The 26,019-nt window shown below is 43.4% G+C and carries 21 protein-coding genes, 1 tRNA gene and 1 pseudogene; 9 read left to right on the forward strand and 14 right to left on the reverse strand.

Going from position 1 to position 26,019, the window contains the following annotated elements; all coding sequences use genetic code 11:
- Positions 1–55: 55 nt before the first annotated feature.
- The 6 genes from rnr to queA form a co-directional block, all read right to left on the reverse strand.
- The gene (gene rnr, locus NEJAP_RS16765) at positions 56–2,602 is read right to left on the reverse strand and encodes a ribonuclease R (RefSeq protein ID WP_201348294.1); all 2,547 of its coding nucleotides are present in this window, start codon (positions 2,600–2,602) and stop codon (positions 56–58) included.
- 88 nt (positions 2,603–2,690) lie between these two features.
- Positions 2,691–3,617, reverse strand: a complete 927-nt coding sequence (gene secF / locus NEJAP_RS16770; protein ID WP_201348295.1) for a protein translocase subunit SecF — start codon at positions 3,615–3,617, stop codon at positions 2,691–2,693.
- Between the two features lie 11 nt (positions 3,618–3,628).
- Positions 3,629–5,482, reverse strand: a complete 1,854-nt coding sequence (secD, locus tag NEJAP_RS16775) for a protein translocase subunit SecD (protein WP_201348296.1) — start codon at positions 5,480–5,482, stop codon at positions 3,629–3,631.
- A 68-nt stretch (positions 5,483–5,550) separates the two neighbouring features.
- Positions 5,551–5,886 (reverse strand): preprotein translocase subunit YajC, encoded by a 336-nt coding sequence (gene yajC, locus NEJAP_RS16780; RefSeq protein ID WP_201348297.1) that lies wholly within the window; start codon positions 5,884–5,886, stop codon positions 5,551–5,553.
- 28 nt (positions 5,887–5,914) lie between these two features.
- On the reverse strand, positions 5,915–7,036 hold the full coding sequence (gene tgt, locus NEJAP_RS16785) for a tRNA guanosine(34) transglycosylase Tgt (RefSeq protein ID WP_201350693.1): 1,122 nt from the start codon (positions 7,034–7,036) through the stop codon (positions 5,915–5,917).
- Between the two features lie 14 nt (positions 7,037–7,050).
- The gene (gene queA / locus NEJAP_RS16790; protein ID WP_201348298.1) at positions 7,051–8,097 is read right to left on the reverse strand and encodes a tRNA preQ1(34) S-adenosylmethionine ribosyltransferase-isomerase QueA; all 1,047 of its coding nucleotides are present in this window, start codon (positions 8,095–8,097) and stop codon (positions 7,051–7,053) included.
- 191 nt (positions 8,098–8,288) lie between these two features.
- Here queA and NEJAP_RS16795 point away from each other — a divergent pair.
- Positions 8,289–8,373, forward strand: a tRNA-Leu gene (locus NEJAP_RS16795).
- Positions 8,374–8,580: 207 nt separating this feature from the next.
- On the opposite strand, the gene NEJAP_RS16800 is transcribed toward NEJAP_RS16795, so the two are convergent.
- Positions 8,581–9,426 carry a tyrosine-type recombinase/integrase gene (locus tag NEJAP_RS16800; RefSeq protein WP_201348299.1) on the reverse strand — a complete coding sequence of 282 codons (846 nt, stop codon included), beginning with the start codon at positions 9,424–9,426 and terminating at the stop codon, positions 8,581–8,583.
- A gap of 147 nt (positions 9,427–9,573) precedes the next feature.
- Between NEJAP_RS16800 and NEJAP_RS16805 the strand changes: the two genes are divergently transcribed.
- From NEJAP_RS16805 to NEJAP_RS16820, 4 genes are read left to right on the forward strand one after another with little or no spacing between them, the layout of a single operon-like run.
- Complete coding sequence (locus tag NEJAP_RS16805; protein WP_201348300.1) at positions 9,574–10,116, forward strand: ATP-binding protein; 543 nt, start codon at positions 9,574–9,576, stop codon at positions 10,114–10,116.
- An 11-nt stretch (positions 10,117–10,127) separates the two neighbouring features.
- Entirely contained in the window at positions 10,128–11,186 is a 1,059-nt protein-coding gene (locus tag NEJAP_RS16810; protein WP_201348301.1) for a hypothetical protein, read from the forward strand.
- Positions 11,164–11,538, forward strand: coding sequence for an ASCH domain-containing protein (locus NEJAP_RS16815; protein WP_201348302.1), 375 nt, complete (start codon positions 11,164–11,166; stop codon positions 11,536–11,538). Before NEJAP_RS16810 ends, NEJAP_RS16815 begins: the two co-directional genes overlap by 23 nt.
- Before the next feature lie 28 nt (positions 11,539–11,566).
- A complete protein-coding gene (locus NEJAP_RS16820; RefSeq protein WP_201348303.1) occupies positions 11,567–12,091 on the forward strand; it encodes a hypothetical protein in 525 nt (174 codons plus the stop codon).
- Between the two features lie 71 nt (positions 12,092–12,162).
- Here NEJAP_RS16820 and NEJAP_RS16825 read toward each other — a convergent pair whose 3' ends face one another.
- Both NEJAP_RS16825 and NEJAP_RS16830 read right to left on the reverse strand, forming a co-directional pair.
- Positions 12,163–12,906, reverse strand: a complete 744-nt coding sequence (locus NEJAP_RS16825; RefSeq protein WP_201348304.1) for a hypothetical protein — start codon at positions 12,904–12,906, stop codon at positions 12,163–12,165.
- A 234-nt stretch (positions 12,907–13,140) separates the two neighbouring features.
- Positions 13,141–13,834 (reverse strand): annotated as a pseudogene (locus NEJAP_RS16830) (IS6 family transposase).
- A 274-nt stretch (positions 13,835–14,108) separates the two neighbouring features.
- Between NEJAP_RS16830 and NEJAP_RS16835 the strand changes: the two are divergent.
- Positions 14,109–14,579: a VOC family protein gene (locus NEJAP_RS16835; RefSeq protein ID WP_201348306.1), complete on the forward strand. Its 471-nt coding sequence runs from the start codon at positions 14,109–14,111 to the stop codon at positions 14,577–14,579.
- Between the two features lie 41 nt (positions 14,580–14,620).
- Entirely contained in the window at positions 14,621–16,042 is a 1,422-nt protein-coding gene (locus tag NEJAP_RS16840; RefSeq protein ID WP_201348307.1) for an MFS transporter, read from the forward strand.
- Positions 16,043–16,288: 246 nt separating this feature from the next.
- On the opposite strand, the gene NEJAP_RS16845 is transcribed toward NEJAP_RS16840, so the two are convergent.
- Both NEJAP_RS16845 and NEJAP_RS16850 read right to left on the reverse strand, forming a co-directional pair.
- Entirely contained in the window at positions 16,289–17,671 is a 1,383-nt protein-coding gene (locus tag NEJAP_RS16845; protein ID WP_201348308.1) for an aspartate aminotransferase family protein, read from the reverse strand.
- Between the two features lie 255 nt (positions 17,672–17,926).
- Positions 17,927–19,354, reverse strand: coding sequence for an APC family permease (locus NEJAP_RS16850; protein WP_201348309.1), 1,428 nt, complete (start codon positions 19,352–19,354; stop codon positions 17,927–17,929).
- Positions 19,355–19,706: 352 nt separating this feature from the next.
- Between NEJAP_RS16850 and NEJAP_RS16855 the strand changes: the two genes are divergently transcribed.
- Together NEJAP_RS16855 and NEJAP_RS16860 are read left to right on the forward strand one after the other, a co-directional pair.
- Complete coding sequence (locus NEJAP_RS16855; protein ID WP_201348310.1) at positions 19,707–21,038, forward strand: tetratricopeptide repeat protein; 1,332 nt, start codon at positions 19,707–19,709, stop codon at positions 21,036–21,038.
- Between the two features lie 406 nt (positions 21,039–21,444).
- Positions 21,445–22,911: a PLP-dependent aminotransferase family protein gene (locus NEJAP_RS16860; RefSeq protein ID WP_201348311.1), complete on the forward strand. Its 1,467-nt coding sequence runs from the start codon at positions 21,445–21,447 to the stop codon at positions 22,909–22,911.
- Positions 22,912–23,005: 94 nt separating this feature from the next.
- On the opposite strand, the gene NEJAP_RS16865 is transcribed toward NEJAP_RS16860, so the two are convergent.
- The 3 genes from NEJAP_RS16865 to NEJAP_RS16875 are packed head-to-tail and all read right to left on the reverse strand — an operon-like array spanning position 23,006 to position 25,949.
- Entirely contained in the window at positions 23,006–23,827 is an 822-nt protein-coding gene (locus NEJAP_RS16865; RefSeq protein WP_201348312.1) for an ABC transporter permease subunit, read from the reverse strand.
- On the reverse strand, positions 23,827–24,783 hold the full coding sequence (locus tag NEJAP_RS16870) for an ABC transporter permease subunit (RefSeq protein ID WP_201348313.1): 957 nt from the start codon (positions 24,781–24,783) through the stop codon (positions 23,827–23,829). The genes NEJAP_RS16865 and NEJAP_RS16870 overlap by 1 nt, the downstream gene beginning before the upstream one ends.
- Entirely contained in the window at positions 24,780–25,949 is a 1,170-nt protein-coding gene (locus NEJAP_RS16875) for an ABC transporter ATP-binding protein (RefSeq protein ID WP_201348314.1), read from the reverse strand. Before NEJAP_RS16875 ends, NEJAP_RS16870 begins: the two co-directional genes overlap by 4 nt.
- Positions 25,950–26,019: the final 70 nt, after the last annotated feature.

A 26,019-nucleotide genomic window follows, 5' to 3' on the forward strand; every position in this document is an offset into this window, starting at 1 on the left:
GCAAAAATGCTGTTATAAATAATGGCAATATTATACAAAGAGCATTCGCCATGAATCACTTACGGCCTTTAGAAAGCTTAGCTGCCGAAGCCTTCTTAGGCTTTTTAGCACGACGCTTTTGAGCTTTCTTACTTTTGCCTTCACCACCTTTCGATATAGCAGCTAGCTCTCGCTCAGCCGCAGACATATGCGCCTTTTTATGCGCTGACCCTTGGTGTCCTGGCTTAGCCTTAGCTTTACTTTTTGGCCTACCTCGGCCATTCGTTGCTTTAGGCTTAGCATGCTCTCCTGCGGCCCCTATTTTGCCTTCTGCCAATAGCTGACGCTGACTGACTTTAGCTTTAACTATCTGGCCACTTTCTAAAGACTTAACTAGTTCAAAATCAATTTTACGATCATCTAAATCAACGCGCGCTACCTGTACACGCAAACGGTCACCTAACTTAAAGACCTTACGCGTACGCTCTCCAACTAGGCGCTGCTTCGGCGCATCAAAGTGATAATAATCACTCGGCAAACCAGTAATATGCACCAAGCCTTCGATATAGACAGACTCCAACTCTATAAACAAACCAAAACCTGTGACAGCAGATACAACACCGTCGTACTCATGACCAACCTGATCTTGCATAAACTCACACTTAAGCCACGCAACCACATCACGCGTAGCATCATCAGCACGTCGCTCCGCCATTGAGCAATGTTCACCAAGCTGCACTATTTGCTCAGTGGTGTAGGCATACCTAAACGCAGGATTGTGCACAAAATCATCGGGGCGACGCACTGTGCGTGCCTGAGAGTCAGAATGAATCATGGCACGAATAGCACGGTGCACCAAAAGGTCAGGGTAACGCCTAATAGGCGATGTGAAATGCGTATACGCAGGATAAGCTAAACCAAAGTGACCATTATTCTCAGGCGTATAGACAGCTTGCGCCATGGAGCGCAACATCATTGTCTGTATTACATGTCGATCAGGACGCTCTTCTATCCAACCGGCTAACTGCTGATAATCTTTTGGATCTGGTTCATCCCCACCACCCAACTCAAGGCCAAGCTCCCCTAAATAAGATCTAAGGCTCTCTAAGCGGCCAACTTTAGGCCCTTCATGAACACGATATAGCGTAGGCATATCAGTGCTGCTTAAAAAACGTGCTGTGGCAACATTGGCACACAACATACATTCTTCTATCAGCTTATGCGCATCATTACGCACAACAGGCACAATCTGTTCAATCTTACGGTCTTCACCAAAAATCATACGACTTTCAGTGGTTTCAAAATCAATAGCGCCCCTCTTCCCTCGCGCCGTTCTTAATGCAAAATACAGTGCATACAGATGCTCAAGATGAGGAACAACATGTGAATATTCACTGCGCAGAGCAACACCATCATCAGAGGCAGGCTCCATCAACATAGCCCCCACTTTTGTATAGGTTAGCCTTGCCTGTGAGTTAATAATCGACTCATAAAAGCGGTAACCCGATAACACCCCAGCAGCACTAATAGTCATTTCACAAACCATCGCTAAGCGGTCTGCATTAGGGTTTAATGAGCACAAGCCATTCGACAACAGCTCTGGCAACATAGGCACAACAAACTCAGGAAAATACACCGAGTTACCACGCTTATGCGCTTCTTGATCCAGCGCTGTACCAGGGCGCACATACCAAGAAACATCGGCGATAGCGACCCATAAGCGCCAGCCACCGCTGGCTTTTTCTTCTGCGTAAACTGCGTCATCAAAGTCTCTAGCATCTTCACCATCAATAGTCACAAAAGGTAGATGACGCAAATCAACGCGATTCTGCTTTGCAGACTCTTCTACTTCCGGTGTTAAGTCGCCAATTTCTTGATGAATGGCGTCAGGCCACTCATTGGGAATATCGTAGTTATGAATAGCAACCTGAATTTCCATACCGGCTGCCATATGATCACCCAGCACCTCAATAACACGACCTTGAGGCATATTACGCTTACCTGGTTGTTGAGTAATCTCAACCACAACCAGCTGATCATCTTCATAAGAAAGACCGCCTTCTGGGTCTGCGATTACCATAACCTGCTGCGTAATACGCTGGTTTTCAGGATGTATATGCCCAAAGCCCGCAGCCCCTTTAAAACGCCCTACAAGCTTATGCGTACAGTGCTCTAGTACCTCTATAACTTTACCTTCGCGTCGCCCTTTTTGATCAACACCAATCTCTTGCACAACGACACGGTCGCCATCAAAAACTTGACGCATTTGACGTGGACTAATGAATAAATCATTACCGCCTTCATCAGGTTTAACGAAGCCAAAACCATCACGATGGCCGATAACTCTACCCGGCAACAGATCCATTTTTTTAATCAGACCAAATTCGTTTTTACGGTTGCTCATTAGCTGGCCATCACGACACATTGCTTTAAGGCGCCTGGAAACCGCTTCGATAGGATCTTCTCCAGATATCTTTAATTCAGCACACAGTCTGCCATGACTAATGGGTGCTCCCCAGCTATGCAGAAAATCAAGAATATACTCACGGCTAGGTACCGGGTTCTGATACTTCTCAGCTTCACGCTGAGCTTCTGGATCGTTCTGGGCCCACTCTTTACTCATGACTTTCCATCCAATAGATAAACTATTTTTTAATAGTATGCGGTATAAACAAACAGGCCGGCAAGATGCCGGCCTGTGTTTCTCTAATTTAAGGAAGCTCGTCTACCGCTTCCTGATCATCTTTAGGCGGGGGTATCAAATCTTCCTTACAAATCCCCATCATGATCAGAGCATTTGCTGCCACATAAATAGAAGAGTAAGTACCCACAGTAACACCGACTAACAACGCAATGGCAAAGCCATGAATCATCTCACCACCAAACATTGCCAACGCTACCAATACCAACAAGGTAGTGATTGAAGTAATCAAGGTACGACTCAAGGTTTGACTCAACGAAATATTCATTATTTCCATTGAGGTTTCTTTGCGCAGCTTACGAAAGTTCTCACGAATCCTATCCGCCACTACAATCGTATCGTTCAACGAGTAACCGATAACAGCCAGTACAGCAGCCAGCACGGTTAAATCGAATTCAATCTGAAAGAGTGAAAAGAAACCAACAACGATCAAGACATCATGCCCTAGAGCAACGACAGCCCCTACCGAGAACTTGAACTGAAAACGAAAGGCCACGTACAGCATGATCATAAAGAGTGCCAATAGCATTCCTAGACCGCCCTGTTCGCGCAACTCTTCACCAACCTGAGCGCCAACAAACTCATTACGGCGTAGCTCGATATTTTGACCGCCATCCTGCTGCAACGCAGCCAATACCTTATCGCCCAACTTAGGATCATGATCTGACCCCAAACGAATAAGAATATCGGTAGGCGCACCAAAGGTTTGCACTACAGCACCTTCAAAACCAGCGGCGTTTAGCTGGCTGCGGATATCATTTAGATTAGCTTCTTTCTCATAACCTAATTCAACAAGGCTACCACCAGTAAAATCTAGCCCTAGATTCAGCCCACGCGTCGCTAAAGAGCCAATGGATACCAGCAATAACAACAATGAGAATATAGTTGCCAACTTCCGTAAACCCATGAAGTTGTAAACTTTAATATTTCCTGACATCTTCATGTACCTCAGATCGACAGCGATTTAAGCTGGCGGTTGCCATAGGTTAAATTCACTAACGCACGCGTTACCAAAATAGCGGTAAACATCGACGTCACAATACCAACGGACAATGTAATTGCGAAACCTTTCACAGGCCCTGTACCCATTGAGAACAAGATTACTGCAGCGATCAATGTCGTAATGTTGGCATCAAATATTGTCGTAAAGGCGCGATCAAAACCAGCACTAATAGCTGACTGCGGAGGAAGACCATTTTTTAACTCCTCCTTTATACGCGCAAAGATGAGCACGTTAGCATCAACCGCCATACCTACCGTCAATACGATACCGGCAATACCGGGCAATGTTAGCGTCGCTGATAGCAACGACATTACTGCCACCAACAGCACTAAATTGATACACAGTGCAATATTAGCCAGTAACCCGAAGACGCGGTAAATAGCCAGCATGAAGATCAATACAAGCGCAAAACCGATTTGCACAGAAGTAACACCCTGCGCAATGTTTTCAGCACCCAAGCTTGGCCCTACGGTACGTTCTTCAACAAAGTAAACCGGAGCTGCCAGCGCACCTGCACGTAACAACAACGCCAACTCAGACGACTCACCACCGCCATCAAGACCCGTTATACGAAATGAAGAACCCAATACCGACTGGATTGTAGCCAGAGAGATAATTTTCTTCTCTACGTATGGGACACGCCTTTCCACTTGCTCCCCATCCACGGTTTCAATCAAGGTACGCGCTTTGTGCTCAACAAAAAGAACAGCCATGCGGCGCTTAATAGCATTACGCGTGGTCCGCCCCATCAACTGCCCACCCTTACTATCTAGCGTAATAGATACTTGGGGTTGCCCATTTTCATCAAACGTCGACTGTGCATTAGAAACACTTGAACCGGTAATAATAATGTCTTTCTCAAGCACCCCCCTACGCCCAGGCTCATTACGAAACTCATACGTATCAGTCAAACCACGACTTGCATCCGGTTTAGCTTCCAATCGAAACTCAAGGTTCGCTGTTTTACCAATAATGCGTTTTGCAGCAGCAGCATCTTGCACACCCGGCAACTGAACAACAATACGGTTACGCCCTTGACGCTGCACCAAAGGCTCAGCAACACCTAGCTCATTCACACGATTACGCAGGGTTGTTAGGTTTTGCTTGATTGCATAATCTTCTATCGAACGTGTTGTTTGCTCTGTCAGAGTAACAATCAAAAAATTACCCTTGTCAGTATCTTCTGTCTGCAAAAGAAACTCAGTGTAATCTTTACGTATCAAGCTCTGGGCTTTATCACGTGTTGCGGCATCTGCAAACTTCACCTCTAAACTACCATCTTCACGATGCGTGACTGAACGATAGCGTAGCTTATCTTGACGCAGCTTCACTTTAATTTCAGACACATACACATCAAGACGTTGAGCTACTGCCGTCGCCATATCCACTTCTAGCAAGAAATGCACACCACCACGCAGGTCGAGTCCTAATTTCATGGGACCCGCGCCAATACTCTCTAGCCATTCAGGCGTAGTCGGCGCTAAGTTCAGCGCAACAACATAGTTGTCGCCGAGTACACTGCTAATAATTTGCTTAGCTTTTAACTGGGCTTCACCATCAGCAAAACGAATCAGTCCACTTTTGCTCGTTAATTCAACTTCTTTATAAACTAAGCCTTCACGTTTCAAGGCAGAGGTAACGGTATCCATCAGCGGTTGATCTACCTGATGAATGTCACGATTACCTGACAGCTGCACAGCATAATCTTCAGGATACAAATTGGGAGATGCGTAAAGCGCGCCAATAAGCAGTACAAAGAGAATAAGTAGATTTTTCCACAGAGGGTATCGGTTGAGCATGGTGCCCGTTCCTTGTATACAAACGAAAACGCCACTGAGAAGAGTGGCGTTTCAAACAAACTTAAGTATTAGATGCTTTTCAGAGTGCCTTTAGGCAATACAGCTGAAACATGTACTTTCTGGAAAGTAAGCTCTGTTCCTTCACTTACTTCTAGTACTACATAGTCATCATTTAGCTTAACAACTTTACCAAGAATACCACCAGCGGTTAGCACTTCATCACCTTTGGTCAGGTCGTTGATCAATGCTTTATGCTCTTTGGCACGTTTTGCCTGTGGACGCCACATGAAGAAATAGAAAATTAAACCAAAGCCCAACAGGAAAATAATGTTGAAAAAACCTGGATCCATTTCTCCTGCAGCACCTGCTGCTTCAGCGTAAGCTGGGGAAATAAAGAAGCTCATTGCTACTCCTAACGTTATGAAATTAAAATTAATTTTCGGCTAACGGCGGCACTTCCATACCCCGATTGCTGTAAAACTCTGTTACAAAGTCGTCCAATTTACCCTGTTCAATCGCCTCACGCAAACCAGCCATCAATGTCTGATAATAACGCAGGTTATGAATCGTATTTAACTGTGCGCCCAAAATTTCGTGACACTTGTCCAAATGGTGCAGATAAGCGCGACTAAAGTTCTGACAAGTATAACAATCACAGGTTTCATCTAACGGACGCGTATCTGTTTTATTGGAGGCATTTCTTAGTTTTACAACCCCCGTAGAGACAAACAGATGGCCATTTCGAGCATTACGCGTCGGCATAACACAATCAAACATATCCACACCACGACGCACGCCTTCTACTAGATCTTCAGGTTTACCGACGCCCATTAGGTAGCGAGGCTTGTCTTCTGGCATCTTATACGCTAGATGATCAAGTACTTTAACCATCTCATCTTTAGGCTCACCAACAGATAAACCACCGATAGCATAACCATCAAAGTCAATATCCGTTAATCCAGCTAAAGACTCATCACGCAGGTTTTCATACATACCACCCTGAATAATGCCAAACAGAGCCGATGGACTATCCCCATGTGCCTCTTTAGAACGCTTCGCCCAACGCAGTGACAAACGCATCGACTCAGCAGCTTCCATCTCTGTTGCCGGATAAGGAGTGCATTCATCAAAAATCATCACGACATCTGAACCCAGCTCACGCTGCACCTGCATAGAACGTTCAGGATCGATAAACACTTTTGAGCCATTTACTGGCGACTGAAAGGTAACACCCTTTTCAGTGATTTTTCGCATCTTGCCAAGGCTGAACACCTGAAAACCACCAGAGTCCGTTAAAATAGGGCCCTTCCACTGCATAAAGTCATGCAAGTCACCGTGCTGCTGGATAATTTCGGTACCAGGACGCAGCATCAAATGGAAAGTATTTCCCAAAATCATGTGCGCACCAATAGCTTCGATATCTCTTGGCAGCATCCCTTTCACCGTGCCGTAAGTTCCTACCGGCATAAATGCAGGCGTCTCTACAACACCACGAGGAAAGGTTAAACGACCACGACGGGCTTTGCCCTGTGTCGCAATCTTTTCAAATTTCATAAAGCAGTTACGGCTCACAAAGCCTCCGTTGTATCTGTTTTACGGCTGATACACATGGCATCACCGTAACTAAAAAATCGATATTTTTGTTTTACCGCTTCTGCGTATGCATGCATCGTATGCTCATACCCTGCAAAAGCACTGACTAGCATCAATAGTGTTGATTCAGAAAGATGAAAGTTCGTAATCAACAGATCAACACTTTTAAATTCATACCCAGGGGTAATAAAAATAGAACTATCACCAAAGAAAGGTTGAATTTCACCGTTTTGACTGGCACTTTCAAGCGAACGAACACTGGTTGTGCCTACGGCGACAACTCGACCACCACGGGCACGCGCTGCTCTTACCGCTTCACACACCGACTCATCCACTTCGATATACTCAGCGTGCATGATGTGATCTTCAATACGCTCAACCTTCACTGGCTGAAACGTACCCGCACCCACATGCAGAGTCACAAAGGCTTTTTGAATACCTTTTTCATCCAACTGCGCCAACAACGTCTCATCAAAATGCAAACCTGCCGTAGGTGCGGCCACCGCACCTGGCTGTGAGTTATAAACCGTTTGATAACGCTCACGATCTTCTAACTGATCTTCACGCTTCATATAAGGCGGCAAGGGCATATGCCCATGCTTTTCGAGCAGATCAATAACAGGGGCCTCGCCTGCAAACTCCAACTCAAATAAATTCTCATGACGAGCCACCATTGTTGCTTGCGCTGCACCTTCAAGCAACAAAACAGCACCCGGCTTGGGCGAGCGACTAGAGCGAACATGTGCTAACACACGATGCTGATCCAGCACTCGTTCAACCAGCACTTCAACCTTACCACCAGAGGACTTCTCACCAAACAAGCGAGCAGGTATGACACGAGTATTATTAAAAACCACTAAATCATTAGGGGTTAATAGCTCGAGTACATCCGAAAAATGTCGATGCGTTAACTCACCCGAATTACCCTCTAAACACAATAAACGGCTTGCAGAGCGCTGCTCTAACGGGTAACTCGCAATAAGTTCTTCGGGAAGTTCAAAACTAAAATCTTTTACCAGCATATCACTACAAAAAGGACGTTAAAGAGGCAAGAGATTGTACAGCAAAACAATTTTTTTTATCATAGTTTAAATATAGGGATTGACGTACCGCGAAAGCTGCCTATAATACGCCCACACTTTAAGCCAGTATGGTTAAATTGATAGACAGATTCTGTATCTATCTGATACTGAGCAAAAGAAGTTAAAGATGTGCCGGTGTGGTGAAATTGGTATACACGACGGATTCAAAATCCGTTGCCGAAAGGCGTAGCGGTTCAAGTCCGCTCACCGGTACCATTATATAAAACAGTAACTTAACTCTTAGTTACTTTCCTCTGTGTTTCGTCGTTGTCTACAAATCGTCTACATTGCTCAAACTACTCAACGGGTTGAATATTTTTGCCTCGTTCAGATGGTCTGGCGCTAGATGTGCGTATCTCATTGTCATGTTAATTGTGCTGTGACCTAAAACCTTCTGTAGTGTCAGAATATTTCCGCCATTCATTATGAAGGGCTGGCAAATGTGTGTCTTAACACATGTGTTCGTTGCCCTTTCGGTAGCTTGATACCTGATTCTACAAGTGCAGCTGTAAATGCATCATAACTATTGATAAAGGCTCTATCGTTATCACGGTTGTGTGCAATCTCACTATGCAGCTCTTCAGTAATAGGAATAGTTCTGTTACGACCTGACTTTGTACCTGTGTACCTTACGCTAAACGGTCTTATCTGTTGATTGGTGATCTGCTCTGCCTCACTCCACCGAGCCCCTGTTGCTAAACAGAGTTTTGTTATCAGCAGTGCGTCTTTGTTTCGCCTCTCCTTTAAGTGCTTAATAAGAAGCTGTATTTGGTTTTTGGTCAAGAATGTTAGTTCGTGTTCATCAATTTTGATGCGTTTGATATGAATGAGCGGATTGGCTTTAAGCTGCCCCTGTTTGACCAGCTCGTTATAAACAGCCTTTAAATAGGCAAGATCATGATTAAGAGTATTACTGGTAACTTGGTTCGCTCTAGCTGCTCGATATTGAGTATATTGTTCAGGTGTTAGCTCTGCCGCTATTGGGTCGCCTAACTCAGCACAGATTTTATTGAGGATTTGCAGCCGACTCTTACTGTCTTTCAGGTGTTGCCCGTGTCCATCAAACCAAATAGAAATACAATCAGATAAATGCTTTCTATCTTTACGTGGTGGTTCCCAGTCTGGGTTTTGCGTTACCTGCTGAATAACCCAAGCCTTCCAACGAATAGCCTCCCCTTTCGTCGATAGCGTTTTTCGATATCGTTTACCGCTCCTGCCACTAGGCCAGATATCTACATACCAGCCTTTATCTATTTTTTTTATCGTCACGACAAGTGCCCACTATCATTAATCTAATAAATGTCAGTTTTCTTTGATCATATAAGGTTTATCATCAATACTTGAAGATTAATAAACCAACTTTTATTTAAGTGCAGTTCTAAATACTTGTTCAATCACATCAAGGAAGAGGTGAGAGTGGAAAGGAAAACCATATTTCTGGGCGGTATTCACGGTGTTGGTAAAACAACTGCCTGCAATGCACTCACATCAAAAATATCTATCCCACACCACTCATGCAGTGACTTAATTAAACAGTTAACACTTCGATTGGATAGTCAGACAACTAAAATTGTTGATGATGTAGAGGGAAACCAAACAGACTTAGTTAAAGCGTTTAACCTTTATACATCAGAAAGCTGGAACTTACTGGATGGGCACTTCTGCCTATTCAATAGCAGTAAACAAGTGTCGAATGTGCCAACAAGCACTTTCCTAGACTTAAAAGTACAGGCCATCGTTTTACTAACGGGTAACCCTGAGACTATTGTTGACCGAATTTATCAACGTGATGGCATTCACCGTAACCTTGAAGAATTTGAAGAAATGCAGCGCTGTGAAATTTTACGCGCTCATCACGTAGCCACAAAACTCAACATTCCTCTATTGGTGTATAACACTAGTGACGATATAGCTCTAATAGTGACGTTTATTCATTCAATACTGAACACAGATATATAAAGGCAGTGATTATGGAAAATCTTTCTTATGTACCCTTCTCTAGTATTAATCTAGATGATTCCTTTTTTAGTACACTTAAAAGTGACTATTCAGAGTTTACTGCTTGGTTTGATAAAAAAGCGAGAGTTGGTGAACACGCATACGTATTACGTACTGATACTGGTGCAATAGAAGGCTTCATGTATCTAAAACCTGAGCTGGGTGAGGTGCTGGATATAGACCCTGCATTACCAAATGGTAAACACTTAAAGGTAGGAACATTCAAATTTGATTCGCATGGCACACGCCGTGGTGAGCGTTTTATCAAGAAGGTTTTTGATCATGCTATGTCAGAAGAAGTCGATGACGTATACGTTACTGTTTTTGATAAGCATGAATATTTACTACATTTATTTGCACTCTATGGTTTTGAAAAAGTCTCTGTTAAAACCACACAAAACGGGCAAGAAAGTGTTTTAGTAAAAAATATGACAAGTTACAAAGGTGATATTCTTAAAGATTATCCTCGCATGAACTCTGAAGGCGTTAATAAATATTTACTATCGATACAACCAGAGTACCATACTCGAATGTTACCTGATTCAATATTAAACAATGAAAGTCATGATCTAATTAAAGATATATCTCATTCTAATAGTATTCATAAAATATATATATGCGCGATGAATGACACGGCCCTTTTTAAAAGCGGTGACCTTTTGGCTATATATAGAACCAATGACTATAAGGGCCCAGCTAGATTCAGGTCAGTGATCACATCAATCGGTGTTGTAGAGCAATACAAAAGCATATTTGAATTCAGTTCTCTTCAAGACTTTAAAGATTATTGCTCTTCATATTCTGTTTTCTCTGATCAAGAGCTTACTGATATATTCAATAATAAAAAATATATTCATATAATTAAATTTACTTACAACACAGCCATGCAGAAAAGAACAATTCGTGATAAACTTATAAAAGAAGTAGGCCTTAAAGAAAAAGACTACTGGGGTGTAATGAAACTTACAGACAATCAGTTCAAACACATTATTAGCTTAGGTGACATCAATGAAAGTTTTATTATCAATTAAGCCTGAGTATGTAGAGAAAATACTTGATGGCTCAAAACGTTTTGAATTCAGAAAAACTGATTTCAAACGAGATAATATTAAAACGATTGTCATTTATTCAACGATGCCTGTAGGTAAAGTTGTGGCAGAGTTTCAAATAGCTGATGTAATGTCTCATTCACCTGATGACTTATGGGAAAAAACAAAAGACTTTTCAGGCATATCTGAAGAATTTTTCCGCTCATATTTTGAAGGCAAAGAAAAAGCAGTTGCTTTTGAAGTAGGTGATTTGAAGATATATGATCGCCCTATGAACTTGTGCGAACTTGGTGAAAATATAAAAGCACCACAATCTTATAGATATCTTCAATAGCAATTTAACATGAAAATAGGTCAAAGGAATGAGTGAAAATAATTGGGGGCAAGGAAAAAATAAAGAATACTGGAACGATTTCCAGTACTGGATGCATCTACATATAGGAAAACTAGGAGAGGTATCTTTAAAACATCGCAGTGCAATATTATTAATTTCTGTCCTAATGTTCTTAATCGATCCCAATGCTGAGATAACTTTTGGCGATGCTTCATTTGTTGGTTTTGGTATTTCTGTTACCCCTCCTCAAACTGTATCTATAGGTTTATTTTTATTCTGGTTATTGTTATATAAGCTAACCGCATTCTGGGTTTCAGTCTTACTAGAAAATGGTACAGATACGAAGAGAGCATTAGATAAAGCACTACATAAAAAAGACCCAGCTTATTTGATAGGAGAGCACAACCCAGAAGATGAAAATGCCATTATCAAAGATGATGCTGATTTGATCGTTACTCGATGGGCTAGAAAGCGTTTTTTATGGGAGTTTGCTTTACCTAACTTAATTGCATTTTTTATTATAGTTCGTTATTTAAGTGTGCTTTTTTGTTAATTTAAAATATTATATTTCGATTAATTTAAAAAGCAGTGTTATAGATTAGTGTATTTTATATTTTCATTAACCTATGTTGTATAATTCAGTATGGTCTGACGACCTTTTGGGGTTATTTCTATAGATTTTTTATGACTACCACTAGCGACATTAACTTTGATAAGATCACTAATTTCAAGAAAATCAATATCAGATTGAATCAAATCCTTGTCTTTCTTATCAACATTATCTTTAAAAAGTTCATCTATATTTTTACGGGCTTTCGTTTTTGCTTCTTTTAAAACATCCAATTGATCATTAGTAATAACAACACCAAGGTATCTTTTCTTATAATCTTCAAGAGATATTTTCAATCTACTTTTTATATAGTCATTTAATAATTTTATTTCATCATCTTTTATTTTTTCTCTTTTTTCATATTCGTGTTCTAATTCATAAATTTTATTTTTTATTTTAAAAGACTCTTCTTTGGATAATAACTCATAATCTTCAATTTTCTTTTTAACCGAAGCTATTTCTGACTGTCTTCTCTTATAAAATGAAAATATTATTTTTGCAGGATACGGGTATATAAAAATATAAATCAGAGTTGAACACAGTGGATAAAAAATACCATAAAATAGAACCTGATAGTCTGTTTTATATAATATCTCATCAATAATTCTCACTTTTTCAAGAACCTTTTCATCAGACAAAAGAACTAGTAAAAATTTATAATTCCACACACACCACGCAACACAAAAACCGAACATCAAAGGGCTTGAGACACGATCATACAAATCTGCTTTTATTGATTTAATGCTTTCTTCGATCATACATCTTCCATAATATATTTAGGTTCTTGTCCACTCTGCGCCCCTAGCGGTACCATTTATCCCTTATCCGTTGCGCTAATCGGTATCCGTCCCATTGCCGTATTCACTAGCGGTATCTTCTAGCTCTGGGCTAATTTGCCCTAGTTCAGGGTAAGTTTCTCCAAAAGCAAACCATATCTTATATGGTGCTGACAAGTTAACTTTATCAACCGGATTAAAATGAGTAGAAAAGCCTTAAGCTGTCACTACTCTCCACTCGTTAAACGCACCTTCCCTGAAATACCGATAGTTCGATGCTGAAACCATCCCCCTACAAGATTGAAAAGGTTATGAACCACAGCATGAACACTTAAAAACCGCTGCGCCTGACCCATTGATTTAAACCGCAGCAACCCCGCTCTCTTACTCTCGTTGGCTGATGAGAAAGCTCAGCTCGATTGTTCGCATACTGCGATGTATCGTGAATAACATCAGGTATCAACTCTCGGTGAGCAACACGATAACTCCCTAATTTATCGGTAACAATCTTACGGGGATCACCCCCACTTGAACGAATCAGTCTCGTTAAAAAGCGCTTCGCAGCCGAACTATCCTTACGTTCTTGCAAAAACACATCAATAACATCGCCATCCTGATCAACGGCCCGCCACAGGTAATGCTGTTTACCATGAATCTTCACAAACACTTCATCAATGAAGAACGTATCACCGAAGCCCCGAGATTTTTTCTTTAAATGATGAGCATACTGAGGGCCAAACTTATTACACCACAATCTGACCGCTTCATAACTAACGGTCACTCCACGCTCAGCTAAGAGATCTTCAATATCTCGGTAACTAAGATTGAAACGGCAGTACAATCAAACGGCATGCTGGATGATGACTGACGGGAAGCAGTGACGTTTATACTTAATTTGGGATGATTTCATTCGCTGATTATCCCGTAACAAGAGTTAACTTGTCAGTACCAGCTCGATCAATAGGGCCTACTGTCTACAAAAAAGTGGCACGACTTTACACTCCAAGCTGGCTTTTAATTTTAGAAGCCTGATAATCGTCACCTTAATTAAATGTAGATACCTGATCAGCATTCTGATGGTTAGATGTTACTTATTCAGACCTCTCCTGAGTGGCCTTTTACATAATTCGAAATTTTTAGCTTTACACTAATTATCATTTTCAAATATCACCAAGGAATGTGCTATGAGTAAAAAAGTATCGCCGATACCCAGAGGGTATCGCACCGTGACGCCCGTTATTGTGGTGAGAGGGATTCAGGACGCCGTCGAATTCTATCGGGGCTGCTTTGGCGCTGAACCGAGCCAACAGGTTCTCAGTCCAGATGGGCTAACGGTGGTTGCCGCAACACTTAAGATAGGCAACTCATTTGTACGGGTGATGGAGGAGTCATTAGAAAACAAGATATTGAGCCCTTCTGCTCTAGGAGGCGCTGCCGCCAGCCTTCATCTTTACATCAATGATATTGATACATTTTGGCAACAAGCACTTGATTGTGGTGCACGTCCTATTACAGCGCTGCAAGATACCTACTGGGGTGAACGACACGGAATTGTAGTAGATCCGTTTGGCCATCATTGGTCCATGGCTTCCAAGATTGAAAACTTGTCTAAAGATGAACTGGCATCCCGTGCGAAAGAAGCCTTTGCTTGCTGATTTTGTATGTTTTCTTACACCGCTTGCTTTCAGGTTAAAAGATGAACTCGTCATCGCCTACAAACCATCATAAAACACCCTGGCTGGCACTTTATAGCATTTGCCTGGGTGCCTTTTTGGTGCCTATGGCGATGTCTGCAGTCAATCTTGCTTTGCCTTCAATCGCTGAGGATTTACAGGTCGATGCGGTCTTACTCAGCTGGATTCCCAGTGCACCTCTCTGGGGAAGCGTGGTGCTGATGCTGCCCATTGCTCGATTAGCCGATATCTTTGGGCGCAAACTCGTTCATTTGTTGGGGCTGTTCTTGTATGCCCTATCCTCACTAGCAATTGTGTGGGTCGACAGCATTGAATGGTTGTTAGTTTTCCGGGTGATACAAGGTTTAGCTAGCTCGTTTATCTTTGCTACCGCGATGGCTATGGTGGCACTCTTAGCGGGTAGCAAGCGACGCGGCATGTTTCTTGGCATCGTTTCCACATCTGTTTATCTAGGGCTGACAATTGGCCCTGCGGCAGGAGGCTTATTAACGGAGTGGCTAGGTTGGCGCAGTGTTTTCTGGTTACCTGTACCCGGTATATTGATGGCGTTAGGGCTGATTACTTGGCTTCTGCCTACTGAACAGAAACCGACCGGGTCAGAGCCCCAGCAGCATTCTATGCGACAACGCTTCGACGTAACGGGCAGTTTACTGTTTTCTTTAAGCGTCAGCTGTTTATTCTTCGGCGTAACAGGCTTGCCGGATATAAACTTCGTTGCCTTGCTGTTTCTGGGGTTGGCTTTAAGTGGCGGGTTTATTTATCAACAACGTCACGCCAGTGTACCGTTGGTAAGAATTGATGCATTAAGCCAGAACCGGGTTTTCAGCCGCTCGATGCTAGCCAGCCTTTACATGTATGGGGCTAGCTTCCCTGTCCTGTTTATCGTCAGCTTGTACTTGCAATATATTCAGGGACTCTCTCCGGGTGATGCCGGTAAAGTGATACTTTTGCAAGCGCTATTAACCGCCTGTATTGCACCTATAGCGGGCCGCTTATCCGATAAATACGAGCCGCGGATAATTGCTACCGCGGGTTGTGGTCTTTTTTTACTGGGGTTTGTACTGCTATTTTTTGTGGGTATACAAACGCCACTGTGGCAGGCTAAAGCCGGTTTATGCTTGCTGGGTATCGGCTTTGGTTTATTTTCATCACCCAATACTAATGCAGCAATGAGCTCGGTAGACCCATCTCGTTTAGGTATTGCTTCAGCATTACTTAACCTAGCACGCACCGGCGGTAATATGTTTAGTACGGCAATTATGGTGGTTATCTTTAATTTTTATTTTGCCGATCAGATATTACAACCCGAGCATTATCCACAACTATTAACGGTGGTAAAAATCACTCTGCTACTTGGCGGCTTATATGCTTTATTGGGAGGATACTTCTCTCTGACTCGGGGGCGCATTCGTTTAACAAAGTAAGCCCCCTCACTCGCCTACGTTAACCGAAATAGACTCGATATCTCATGATTAAAATAGCGCTCAGATAAAATTCATCTAACAAATGAAGCCACAAAATCAGCTTAAAGATAATATCCGAGCGCCCCAGATTAACGAGCTTCACGCGTTATTATTTATTACGCCGAAATATAAGCGTTCTTAACACAGCACGCACTACTCCAAGTACCCTTCGTCTTCTCTAACCTCCATTTAAGGTCAGAGAATATTTCAAGTCAAATCCTGCAGAGCGTTATCCAATGCCTGAATAATCACATCTATATCATCCCGCGTAACAATCAAGGGAGGGCTAAGACAGATATTATTATTTAATGTCGCAAAAGAGCGATTGGTACGCCCGATAATCACGCCATTGGCCATACAATGAGCCGCTATAGCCATGCATAGATTTTCATCGGCAGGCTCTTTAGTCATACGATCTTTTACTAGCTCAAAACCTGCAAATAAGCCTTTACCTCGTACATCTCCGATCACCTCATATTTATCCATAAGTTGATTCAAGCGACCACGCAGGTATTCACCTTGCTCGGTAACATTATCGAGTAGCTTTTCATCTTCGATGATTTGCATATTAACTAACGCAGCAGCAGGCCCTGCCGTACAACCGGCAAAGGTAGAGATATCACGAAAGTACCCCATACGCGGGTCATCATCTTCCTTAAACGCCTCAAAGACATCCTCTGTGGTAACGGTACAGGAGATAGCGGCATAACCTGATGCAACACCTTTTGCCATAGTGACAATATCTGGTCGAATACCATAATGCTGATAGCCAAACCATTTACCCGTGCGCCCTAGGCCACATACCACTTCATCAATATGTAGCAATATGTCATATTTTTTACAGATCTGTTGCACACGCTCCCAATAACCATGCGGAGCTTCAATAATGCCACCACCGGCGGTGATAGGCTCTAGGCATAAAGCGCCCACAGTATCTGGCCCTTCGGCAAGAATGACCCGCTCAATTTGATCCGCCGCCCAAACGCCGTAATTACCTATGTCTGCCCCTTCCTGCGCTCGGTACTCACAGCAATGAGGAACTTCGACAAAACCCGGAGTAAAAGGTCCATATTGATTACGGCGTTCGCTCTGACCGGTAGCGCTCAGAGTAGTAATAGTCGTACCGTGATAATCCCGTTCTCTGAAGAGAATTTTACGCTTTTTGCCACCATACTTTTTATCTGCAATTTGGCGTACTATTTTAAATGCTTTTTCGTTGGCCTCCGAGCCTGAGTTTGAATAATACACTCGGCTTAAACTTGGCATTTTACTGATCAAGCGTTCAGCAAACTGAGCCGCTGGAACATTACCTGCAGTCTGAGCAAAGTAGTTCATAGTGACCAGCTGATCCCGAACAGCATCCGCGATCTCAGTACGGCCGTAGCCAACATTAACAGTCCATACAGCGCCAGATACTGCATCAAGATACTCATTACCTTTGGCATCCCAAACCCGTACGCCCTTACCTTTGACAATCATTAACGGATCGCTGTTTTCATAGGCCTTATGTTGGGATAAGTGATGCCAGACATGACTACGATCACTCTCTACCACTGTTTCAGAAATTAGATTCTCTGTCACATTATTCATTTATCTAACCTATCCATAATTATTTCTAAATAGAGGAGCGCTTTTATATGCGCTATATATTTATATTTACTCAGATATAAAAAAGGCCTTAGACCCAGCATCACAGAGGTTTTAATACCAACTAGCAATATGCTGATATCGAATATATTGAGTTGGTATCAGAGTAAATACTAACGAGATAACCTTTGAGTAATGAACTGCAGTAAATATAAAAATATTACGGCAGGTGTAACCTGCCGTAATTTTCATCCACTATCAATTAACTACATTTTCCTGCAATGCTTCTTCAACTTCAGGTTTACGACGCTCCGCCATCACCACGGATACAACAGCAATAGCAAAGGACGCACAGGCCATAATCAGTGCCTTAACACCATAAATTGAATGACCTCCTAGGAAAGCGTAATAGATCGCAACGATGGTAGATATTGCGCCGATAACAGCAAACCCTTTGTACCAATCACCAAAGGCCGGAACAGAACCGTCATTGCGGTAACGTGCGAGCAGCGAATAGACATGGAAAATCACATAGGAAATAACCCAAACATAGGCACCACTAAATACCAGCTCAATAACACTGGAGCTCGTCATAGAAGGTACTGTTAGGAACACCGCCGTTAGCAAAATACCGGCTGTCGGTGTATGAGATTTAGGATTAAGGTAAGCAAATGATGTGGAAATTGTTTCACCAAACAATAGTCCATCACGAGCGATAGAGAACAACAAACGAGAAAGAGCTGCGATAGCAACCGTTGCAGTACCCAACGTTGCAGCAGCAGAGGCAATTGCCATTAAAGTAAAACCAGTAGCGCCAAAAGCGTGTTGGCCAATCGCCAATTGCGGACAATCACCTGAGCATGCAGCTTCTGATGCAGCCAACGTTTGCCAGAACTCTAAAGGCGCCGTACCGGTTACCCCGACGCCCATCATAATGGATGTTGCTAAAATAACCAGAATACCTAACATCAATCCCATAGGCATCGATTTTGCTGGATTCTTGACCTCTTCCGCTAGAGCACAACCAAACTCAATACCTACAAAACTCCAAATCGCCAACCCTAAACCAACAATGATAATACCGCCATCACCAAACAACCCTGGAACGCCTCCTTCAGGAACCATATTTGCGGATGACCATTCACCAAATTCACCCCAGCCAAGAAAACCGGCTAGACCAAAGAACCAGCGTATTCCCAACATAAAAATCAGCAGCAATGCACTCACCCAAGCCGCTTCCTTCACCCCTAAAAGGTTTGGAATCACTGCCAGCACAACGATAATGCCAACAAAGTAGTGCACCCCGATATCTGAATGAAACAGTGCCTTGAGCGCATGCCCCCCAGCGGCGATCTCTCCAGAGATGCCAAAGCTGATCATAATAAAGAAACACAACGCCACAAAGACACTGATTAATGCACCTATGCGCCCAGAAAACAGATCTTTAGAATATTCATATAAAGCACCCGCTTTGGGGTAGCGCACACTCAAATCTGCCGCCGACATTGCCAGTAACATATTAATTGCACCGGCGATAACTAAGGCGATTACAAAGCCCCAACCCAAGGTAAAAAACCCTGCAAAATCAGTAACCATGGTACTGGCAGCAACGACCAACGCTATACCAGCCACCATCACATCCCATGTACCTAAGGTACGTGAGAGGTGAATTTTTTTATTATCCATAATATCCTCACTATATTTATTTTTATTAATGTCTTCTGCTAAAAACTCTGTCTGATTCTTATTAAAAAATAACCTGCCAGTTTTTAGCCTTTTAAATAAATACGTGTGAAGAGCAAATAACCTTAGATCCAACAGCATCTTTAAAACTGTCAGCGTTGGTTCCATCCGTATTATTTATACTTTTAGAAAACCGTGGGTGGCCACTGTCACAAAAACACAATGATGCTGGACCTATTAAACTTCGATCTCAGTGATACCTTGACTACAAGAAGAAATTTGTTGACCAGCAGCATGAGACCGCTGCCGGGCATTACCTGGACAAGGCTATTCAAATAAAAAAGGAAACAGAGTAATGAAAGACCTGACAAATCTGGACGTTACCGTCCACAGCCAGCAAGCACTCGATCTCTACAATATTGCTGTAGCGGAACTATGTCACTTTAAAAACCCAGTACCTACTACCATCAAAATGCTGGAAGTAGAATCCAGCTTTGTGATGGGTCAAGTATTCAATGGGCATATCAACCTCTGGGCTACCGACAAAGATGACCTGCAATGGACACAGCAAAGCCTGCAAGCTATTGCTAATGTAAACCCAGCTCAGCTAAACCACCGTGAACGGATGCATATTGCAGCCCTCACTACATGGGCCAAGGGCGATCTTCGTGGAGCATCCCAGCAATTAGACCAGATACTGATCGAATATCCTCTGGATATTATGGCCTTACTTAGCGGCCATCAGCTGGACTTCTTTCTAGGCGATGCCTTAAACCTACTCGATCGAGTTTGCCGAGTACTGCCTGAGTGGGATAAAGAGCACCCACTCTATGGCTTCCTACTGGGAATGCTAAGTTTCGGCCAAGAAGAAACGGGCCGTTATGAGCTGGCTGAACAGACAGCACTGGAAGCCGTCACAATTAACCCTAAAGATATTTGGGGCATACACGCCGTTGCTCACTCACGCGAGATGCAGAGCAAGTTCAACGAAGGCGCCAGCTTTATGCGTGAATACGAAAAGCATTGGTCTCAAGATAATGTGATGATCTCTCACAATGCAATCCATCAGGGCCTGTACTTATTAGAAACAGGCGAATTAGCCGAAGCGGTAGACCTCTATGATAAATATGTACACTGGACGGGTATAGAGCCTATCCCGATGGCTCTAGTCGATGCATCCTCAGTTTTATGGAGGCTACACTTAGAAGGCGTAGAGCTGGGTAATAGGGCCTATGAATTAAGTGATTCTTGGCAGAAAAAAGATGATCAGCTGTTCTATGCATTCAATGACGCCCATGCCATGCTAGCCTACGCTGCCAGCGGCAACGACAATGCGGCACAAACACTACTCAACAAGATGAAAGACTATGCACTTCAGGGTGATAGTAACGTTACCAACCATGCCATGGTTGTACAAACGGGACTGCCAACTTGCGAAGCCTTCTACGCCTTCGGTAAGGGTGACTATCAGACTGCTGCCAATAAACTCTGGGCCATAAAGAACACCAACGCCCAATTTGGTGGAAGCCACGCACAGCGTGATGTGCTGGCTCGTACTCTTTTGGAAGCGGCTATCCGTTCAGACAACAAGACACTGGCTCAAGCTGTCATAAATGAACGCTTAATGGCGCGTCCTCAGAGTCCATACAACCTAAGTAAACTAGAGAAGATTAGGGCAATGAACTAAGCCCATACACCAACAAATCGGACGAAAGTACCGACTAACGTCCGATTTAATAGGTAATAGTGAATACATAACCCGAACAATAAATGTCTGCACGGTAAAAAATCCACTTATTATTATCAACTTAGCCAATCAATAGCTAAAAAAGCACTCCCAAAACCACTGTAAAGATCGGTAAGATAGTGCCGCTACCATTACTAGACCAGATAGAGCGATAATTACGCTAATCTCGACAAGTATTTTTATTCACTAACAGCACGAACAAGAAACCCTTTTTACATCAACGAACGTTATTCAAAATAAATAATTAATCCGTTCGTTTCAGACAAACTTATTAGCTTCACCACCAGCTTTTGGCATGGTGGTTTTTTGCTTTAAGGACACCTGAAAACAATGAGGCAGGCCCGCCATGTTTAAACAACTTTTTCACCTTTCTCCCGACAGTACTGCCACGTTGCAGCAACAGGTGCGTGCTCAAATCAGCAAAGCAATTCTTGAAGGTCACATCCCTGCAGATGTTCAGCTACCCTCCACCCGAGAGCTAGCTAAAATGCTGAAAATCTCTCGTAATACAGTCATTATTGCTTACCAAGACCTGATTGCCGATGGCTACCTTATTTCCAAAGAACGAGCAGGATTTTACGTTGATCCTACTATTCTAAAAGGTAATATTTGCGGTAGGAAAGAGAAAACAGTCAATACTAACGGTACTCCGGACTGGGGACACTTTCTTAAATTTCGCCCAACAACTAAGAGACTGAATAAACAGCGGCTCTGGCAGGAGTCTCCTTATCCTTTCATATATGGCCAGCTAGACCCAGAAATGTTCCCCTTTAACCACTGGCGCGAATGCTGTCTTGACTCGGTACGAATCCAAGCTGCGAAAACTTGGTCATCCGATCATTATGACGCCGACGACCCACTCCTGATAGAACAGATTCACTCCAGAGTTTTGCCACGTAGGGGAATTTGGGCTGAACCAGAAGAGATCCTAATCACAGTGGGAGCACAACATGCCCTCTACATGACACTGAATGTATTACTTAATAAAGATACGCTATTCGGTTTAGAAGAGCCGGGCTACCCAGACCTGAACCGGATGGCCGAATTTACCGGGTCAGAAACTCGCTGTCTGGATATTGATGCAAACGGATTGATCATCAATGACGAGCTTGATGAGTGCGATCTAATTTTCACGACTCCTAGCCACCAATTCCCTTCTACAGTCACTATGCCGTTAGAAAATCGCAAAGCACTTCTTGAGCGAGCAGTAGAAGATAATTTTCTTATCATTGAGGATGATTATGAGTGTGAAACCAATTTTTCATCCTATCCAACTCCAGCCCTAAAAAGCTTAGATACTAATGAGCGCGTCATCTATATCGGCAGTCTATCAAAAACGCTATCTCCGGGATTACGAATGGGCTATATCGTTGCCCCAAAAGAGCTAATCACAGAGATGCGTGAATTTCGTCGCATGATGCTGCGCCACCCACCCATGAATAACCAACGTGCTGTCGGGCTATTTTTAGAACGAGGCTACCATGACTCACTCATTCGAAATCTGCTCGAGGTCTACGAAAGTCGTTGGAACATCATGAAAGACAGTATCAACGACCTGCTACCCAACACAACCATACCACCCGCATTCGGGGGCTCTGCATATTGGATCGAATGTGATGAACAACTCAACAGCCATCGACTAAAACAGGAAGCGATGGATCAAGGGATTATTATAGAAACCGGCGATATCTATTATTACTGCAATACTCCGCCACTTAATTGCTTCCGGTTGGGCTATTCATCTATCGCAACCGAGCGTATTAGGCCAGGGTTAGAACGTTTGGCTAAGCTAGTTGAAAGCCAGCTCAGCTAATACCCCATTATTAAGCCCTCATTGAGGGCTTAATTAGGACAAGAGTTAAAGTATCAACTAAATCAGTACCACCCACAGTCGTTAAGACTTTCAATCACGTTTGATTTGCAACCATTGTTAACCGTGTCTGACGGCGCATTTGTAGTATTGCTGCAACAACACCCAGCGCCACAACAGCAATCATAATCGTAGCCAAAGCATTAACTTCTGGCGATACACCCAGACGGACCTTAGAGAAAATCAACATGGGTAGGGTAGTGTTACCTGGTCCAGACACGAAACTTGCGATTACAAGATCATCCAATGATAGGGTAAAAGATAGTAACCAGCCGGAAATTAACGCTGGTTTTATTAATGGTAGAGTGACCAGAAAAAACAATGACGCAGGCTTAGCGCCAAGATCCATCGCCGCTTCTTCCAGCGTGTCATCTAGCTGCGAAAGCCGCGACTGTACGACCACTGCCACATAGGCCATACAAAAAGTTGTGTGGGCAATAATAATAGTGCCAATACCACGACCTGCGGGCCAACCAAATGCCCCTTCCATCGCAACAAACAATAATAACAATGACAGACCGGTAATTACCTCCGGCATTACTAACGGGGCGGTAATCCAACCAGACAAAATCAACTTGCCACGAAAACGCCCAAAACGACTCAGCACCAACCCCGCTATCGTACCCAGCACCACTGCCAATGAGGCACTAATAAAAGCGATCTTAAGACTTAATAAAGCCGCATCAATAATCTGTTCATTACGAAACAGCTCGCCATACCATTTCAGCGACCAGCCTCCCCATACGGTTACCAGCTTCGACTTGTTAAAGCTGTATACAATCAACGCAATCAGCGGCGCATAAAGAAAGATAAACCCGAGTGTCGCCGTCATTTTTAAAAACAAAGATTGGCGTTGCATTACACCCTCTCCTCTTTACCCTGACTATTACGAATCAACATGATGGGTAGCACCAGCACCACTAGCATCACAATGGCAACAGTAGAGGCCATCGGCCAATCTCGGTTTAGAAAGAACTCATCCCACAGTACTCGACCGATCATCAGTGTATCTGAGCCTCCCAGAAGAGCCGGAATAACAAACTCACCTACGGCAGGTATAAATACCAATAGACAGCCGGCAATAATGCCCGGTATCGCCATCGGGACTGTAATCAGAAAAAAGCTGATAGAAGGCCTAGCCCCCAAATCTTCAGCGGCTTCCAGCAACGTCATATCCATTTTTTCCAGCGCGGTATAAAGCGGTAAAATCATAAATGGTAGGTAGGTATAAACAATACCGACGTACACAGCAAAGTCAGTCTGCAACATGGTAAGAGGCTGTTCGATAATACCGATATTAAGCAAAAACTCATTAACGATACCATTCTTCTTCAGTAAACCCATCCAAGCATAAACCCGTAGCAAGAATGATGTCCAAAATGGCAAAATTACCAGCGATAGCAACAGTGTGCGGGTTGAAGGCTTACTGCGAGCAATCAGATAAGCGATGGGGAAGCCTATTAGCAGAGTGAAAAAAGTAGAGATAGTGGCGATCTTTACTGAGCTAAGGTAGGCATCTAGGTAAAAAGTATCTTCAAACAGGTACAGATAGTTACCCAGATTCAACTTAATGTTGATGTACGCTTCTTCCAGATCCCAATCCAATAGTGAGGTGTAAGGAGGGATAGCGATGGCGCTCTCTGAAAGGGATATCTTAAACACCACCAGAAAAGGTACGAAGAAAAATATCCCCAACCAAAGCGTAGGGACAGAGATAACAGCCAAACGCCCCCAATTTATGCCGTTAAACAGTTTATATCGCGCCAGCCGGGACGAAGCAAAATCCACCCAAGCCGCACCAGTCTGAATACTCATGCGATTAGTACCACGCTGCTATCAACTTCCCAAAACAGATACACCTGATCTTGCCAAGTCAATCGCTCATCCATATCTCTGGCAAAGTTTGGCTGAGTGACTCGTACCTCCATTCCACTGGCCAACCGAACACGATAAACCGACTGGCTACCCATATAAGCAATATCTTCAATCACGCCATGGATGCAGTTTTCATTTTGAGAAGGCTGCTTGCTGCTAATACGAATCTTTTCTGGACGCAATGCCACATGCACTTTCTGATTCGGCGCACAGCTAATGCCGTGATTGACATACAACATACCCCCGGCTTCTTTAGACTGAACCCGAACTCGGCCCGGCTCGTCTTCAACCACTAGCCCCTCAAACAGGTTTACCGAGCCGACGAACTCTGCCACAAAACGACTGTTCGGATATTCATAAACATCGTGGGGCTCAGCTATTTGAACAATTTCACCATGGTTCATCACACCGATGCGAGTCGATAAAGTCATCGCCTCTTCCTGATCATGAGTGACCACTACAAAGGTAACCCCCAGCTCATCCTGAATATTAATCAGCTCAAACTGCGTCTCCTCCCGAAGCTTCTTATCCAATGCCCCAAGCGGTTCATCTAAAAGCAGTAACTTCGGTTGTTTAATCAAAGAACGTGCCAGAGCAATTCGCTGTCTCTGACCACCGGACAGTTGATGGGGTTTACGTTTTCCTAGATGCGACATCTGCACCAGCTCAAGCATCCCCCTCACTCTTTGTTTCACTTCACTACGGGCAACACCTTCTCGCTTCAAGCCGAAGGCAACGTTCTCCTCTACCGATAGATGAGGAAATAGGGCGTAAGACTGGAACATCATATTTACCGGCCGTTTCCAGGGCTGAATGCCAGACATATCAACACCATCGATCCAAATACGCCCGCTAGTCGGCGTTTCAAATCCAGCTAACATCCGTAATAAGGTACTCTTTCCGGAACCAGAGCCGCCCAGCAGGCAAAACAACTCATTTTTATAAATATCTAACGAGATATTATCGACGGCAGAAAATTCACCGAATTTCTTGGTTATATTCTCAAGCCTTAAGAAGGGTTCCGCCCCCTCCTGCTTCCATAATGGCAGGTTGGCACTAGTCAGTACGGCAGGCGTTGACGGACAATTATTCTGAAATAAATTCATAAGGCCCCTTGATGCTTCTTTTATGGGTAGCTTTTAAATGAACCTTTGCCTAGTCAAGGCTTCAACTACA

Origin of the sequence: Neptunomonas japonica JAMM 1380 (assembly GCF_016592555.1) — a bacterium.
Taxonomy (GTDB): domain Bacteria; phylum Pseudomonadota; class Gammaproteobacteria; order Pseudomonadales; family Balneatricaceae; genus Neptunomonas; species Neptunomonas japonica_A.

Bases quoted from the DNA above. Each gene is read 5' to 3' on its own strand.
- NEJAP_RS16815 (WP_201348302.1), top strand. From the start codon at position 11,164: ATGAAAGTTTTATTATCAATTAAGCCTGAGTATGTAGAGAAAATACTT.
- yajC (WP_201348297.1), bottom strand. From the start codon at position 5,886: ATGAGCTTCTTTATTTCCCCAGCTTACGCTGAAGCAGCAGGTGCTGCA.
- secF (WP_201348295.1), bottom strand. From the start codon at position 3,617: ATGTCAGGAAATATTAAAGTTTACAACTTCATGGGTTTACGGAAGTTG.
- NEJAP_RS16840 (WP_201348307.1), top strand. From the start codon at position 14,621: ATGAACTCGTCATCGCCTACAAACCATCATAAAACACCCTGGCTGGCA.
- rnr (WP_201348294.1), bottom strand. From the start codon at position 2,602: ATGAGTAAAGAGTGGGCCCAGAACGATCCAGAAGCTCAGCGTGAAGCT.
- queA (WP_201348298.1), bottom strand. From the start codon at position 8,097: ATGCTGGTAAAAGATTTTAGTTTTGAACTTCCCGAAGAACTTATTGCG.
- NEJAP_RS16835 (WP_201348306.1), top strand. From the start codon at position 14,109: ATGAGTAAAAAAGTATCGCCGATACCCAGAGGGTATCGCACCGTGACG.
- NEJAP_RS16845 (WP_201348308.1), bottom strand. From the start codon at position 17,671: ATGAATAATGTGACAGAGAATCTAATTTCTGAAACAGTGGTAGAGAGT.
- NEJAP_RS16860 (WP_201348311.1), top strand. From the start codon at position 21,445: ATGTTTAAACAACTTTTTCACCTTTCTCCCGACAGTACTGCCACGTTG.
- NEJAP_RS16825 (WP_201348304.1), bottom strand. From the start codon at position 12,906: ATGATCGAAGAAAGCATTAAATCAATAAAAGCAGATTTGTATGATCGT.
- NEJAP_RS16855 (WP_201348310.1), top strand. From the start codon at position 19,707: ATGAAAGACCTGACAAATCTGGACGTTACCGTCCACAGCCAGCAAGCA.
- NEJAP_RS16810 (WP_201348301.1), top strand. From the start codon at position 10,128: ATGGAAAATCTTTCTTATGTACCCTTCTCTAGTATTAATCTAGATGAT.
- NEJAP_RS16865 (WP_201348312.1), bottom strand. From the start codon at position 23,827: ATGCAACGCCAATCTTTGTTTTTAAAAATGACGGCGACACTCGGGTTT.
- NEJAP_RS16850 (WP_201348309.1), bottom strand. From the start codon at position 19,354: ATGGATAATAAAAAAATTCACCTCTCACGTACCTTAGGTACATGGGAT.
- secD (WP_201348296.1), bottom strand. From the start codon at position 5,482: ATGCTCAACCGATACCCTCTGTGGAAAAATCTACTTATTCTCTTTGTA.
- NEJAP_RS16875 (WP_201348314.1), bottom strand. From the start codon at position 25,949: ATGAATTTATTTCAGAATAATTGTCCGTCAACGCCTGCCGTACTGACT.
- NEJAP_RS16870 (WP_201348313.1), bottom strand. From the start codon at position 24,783: ATGAGTATTCAGACTGGTGCGGCTTGGGTGGATTTTGCTTCGTCCCGG.
- tgt (WP_201350693.1), bottom strand. From the start codon at position 7,036: ATGAAATTTGAAAAGATTGCGACACAGGGCAAAGCCCGTCGTGGTCGT.
- NEJAP_RS16820 (WP_201348303.1), top strand. From the start codon at position 11,567: ATGAGTGAAAATAATTGGGGGCAAGGAAAAAATAAAGAATACTGGAAC.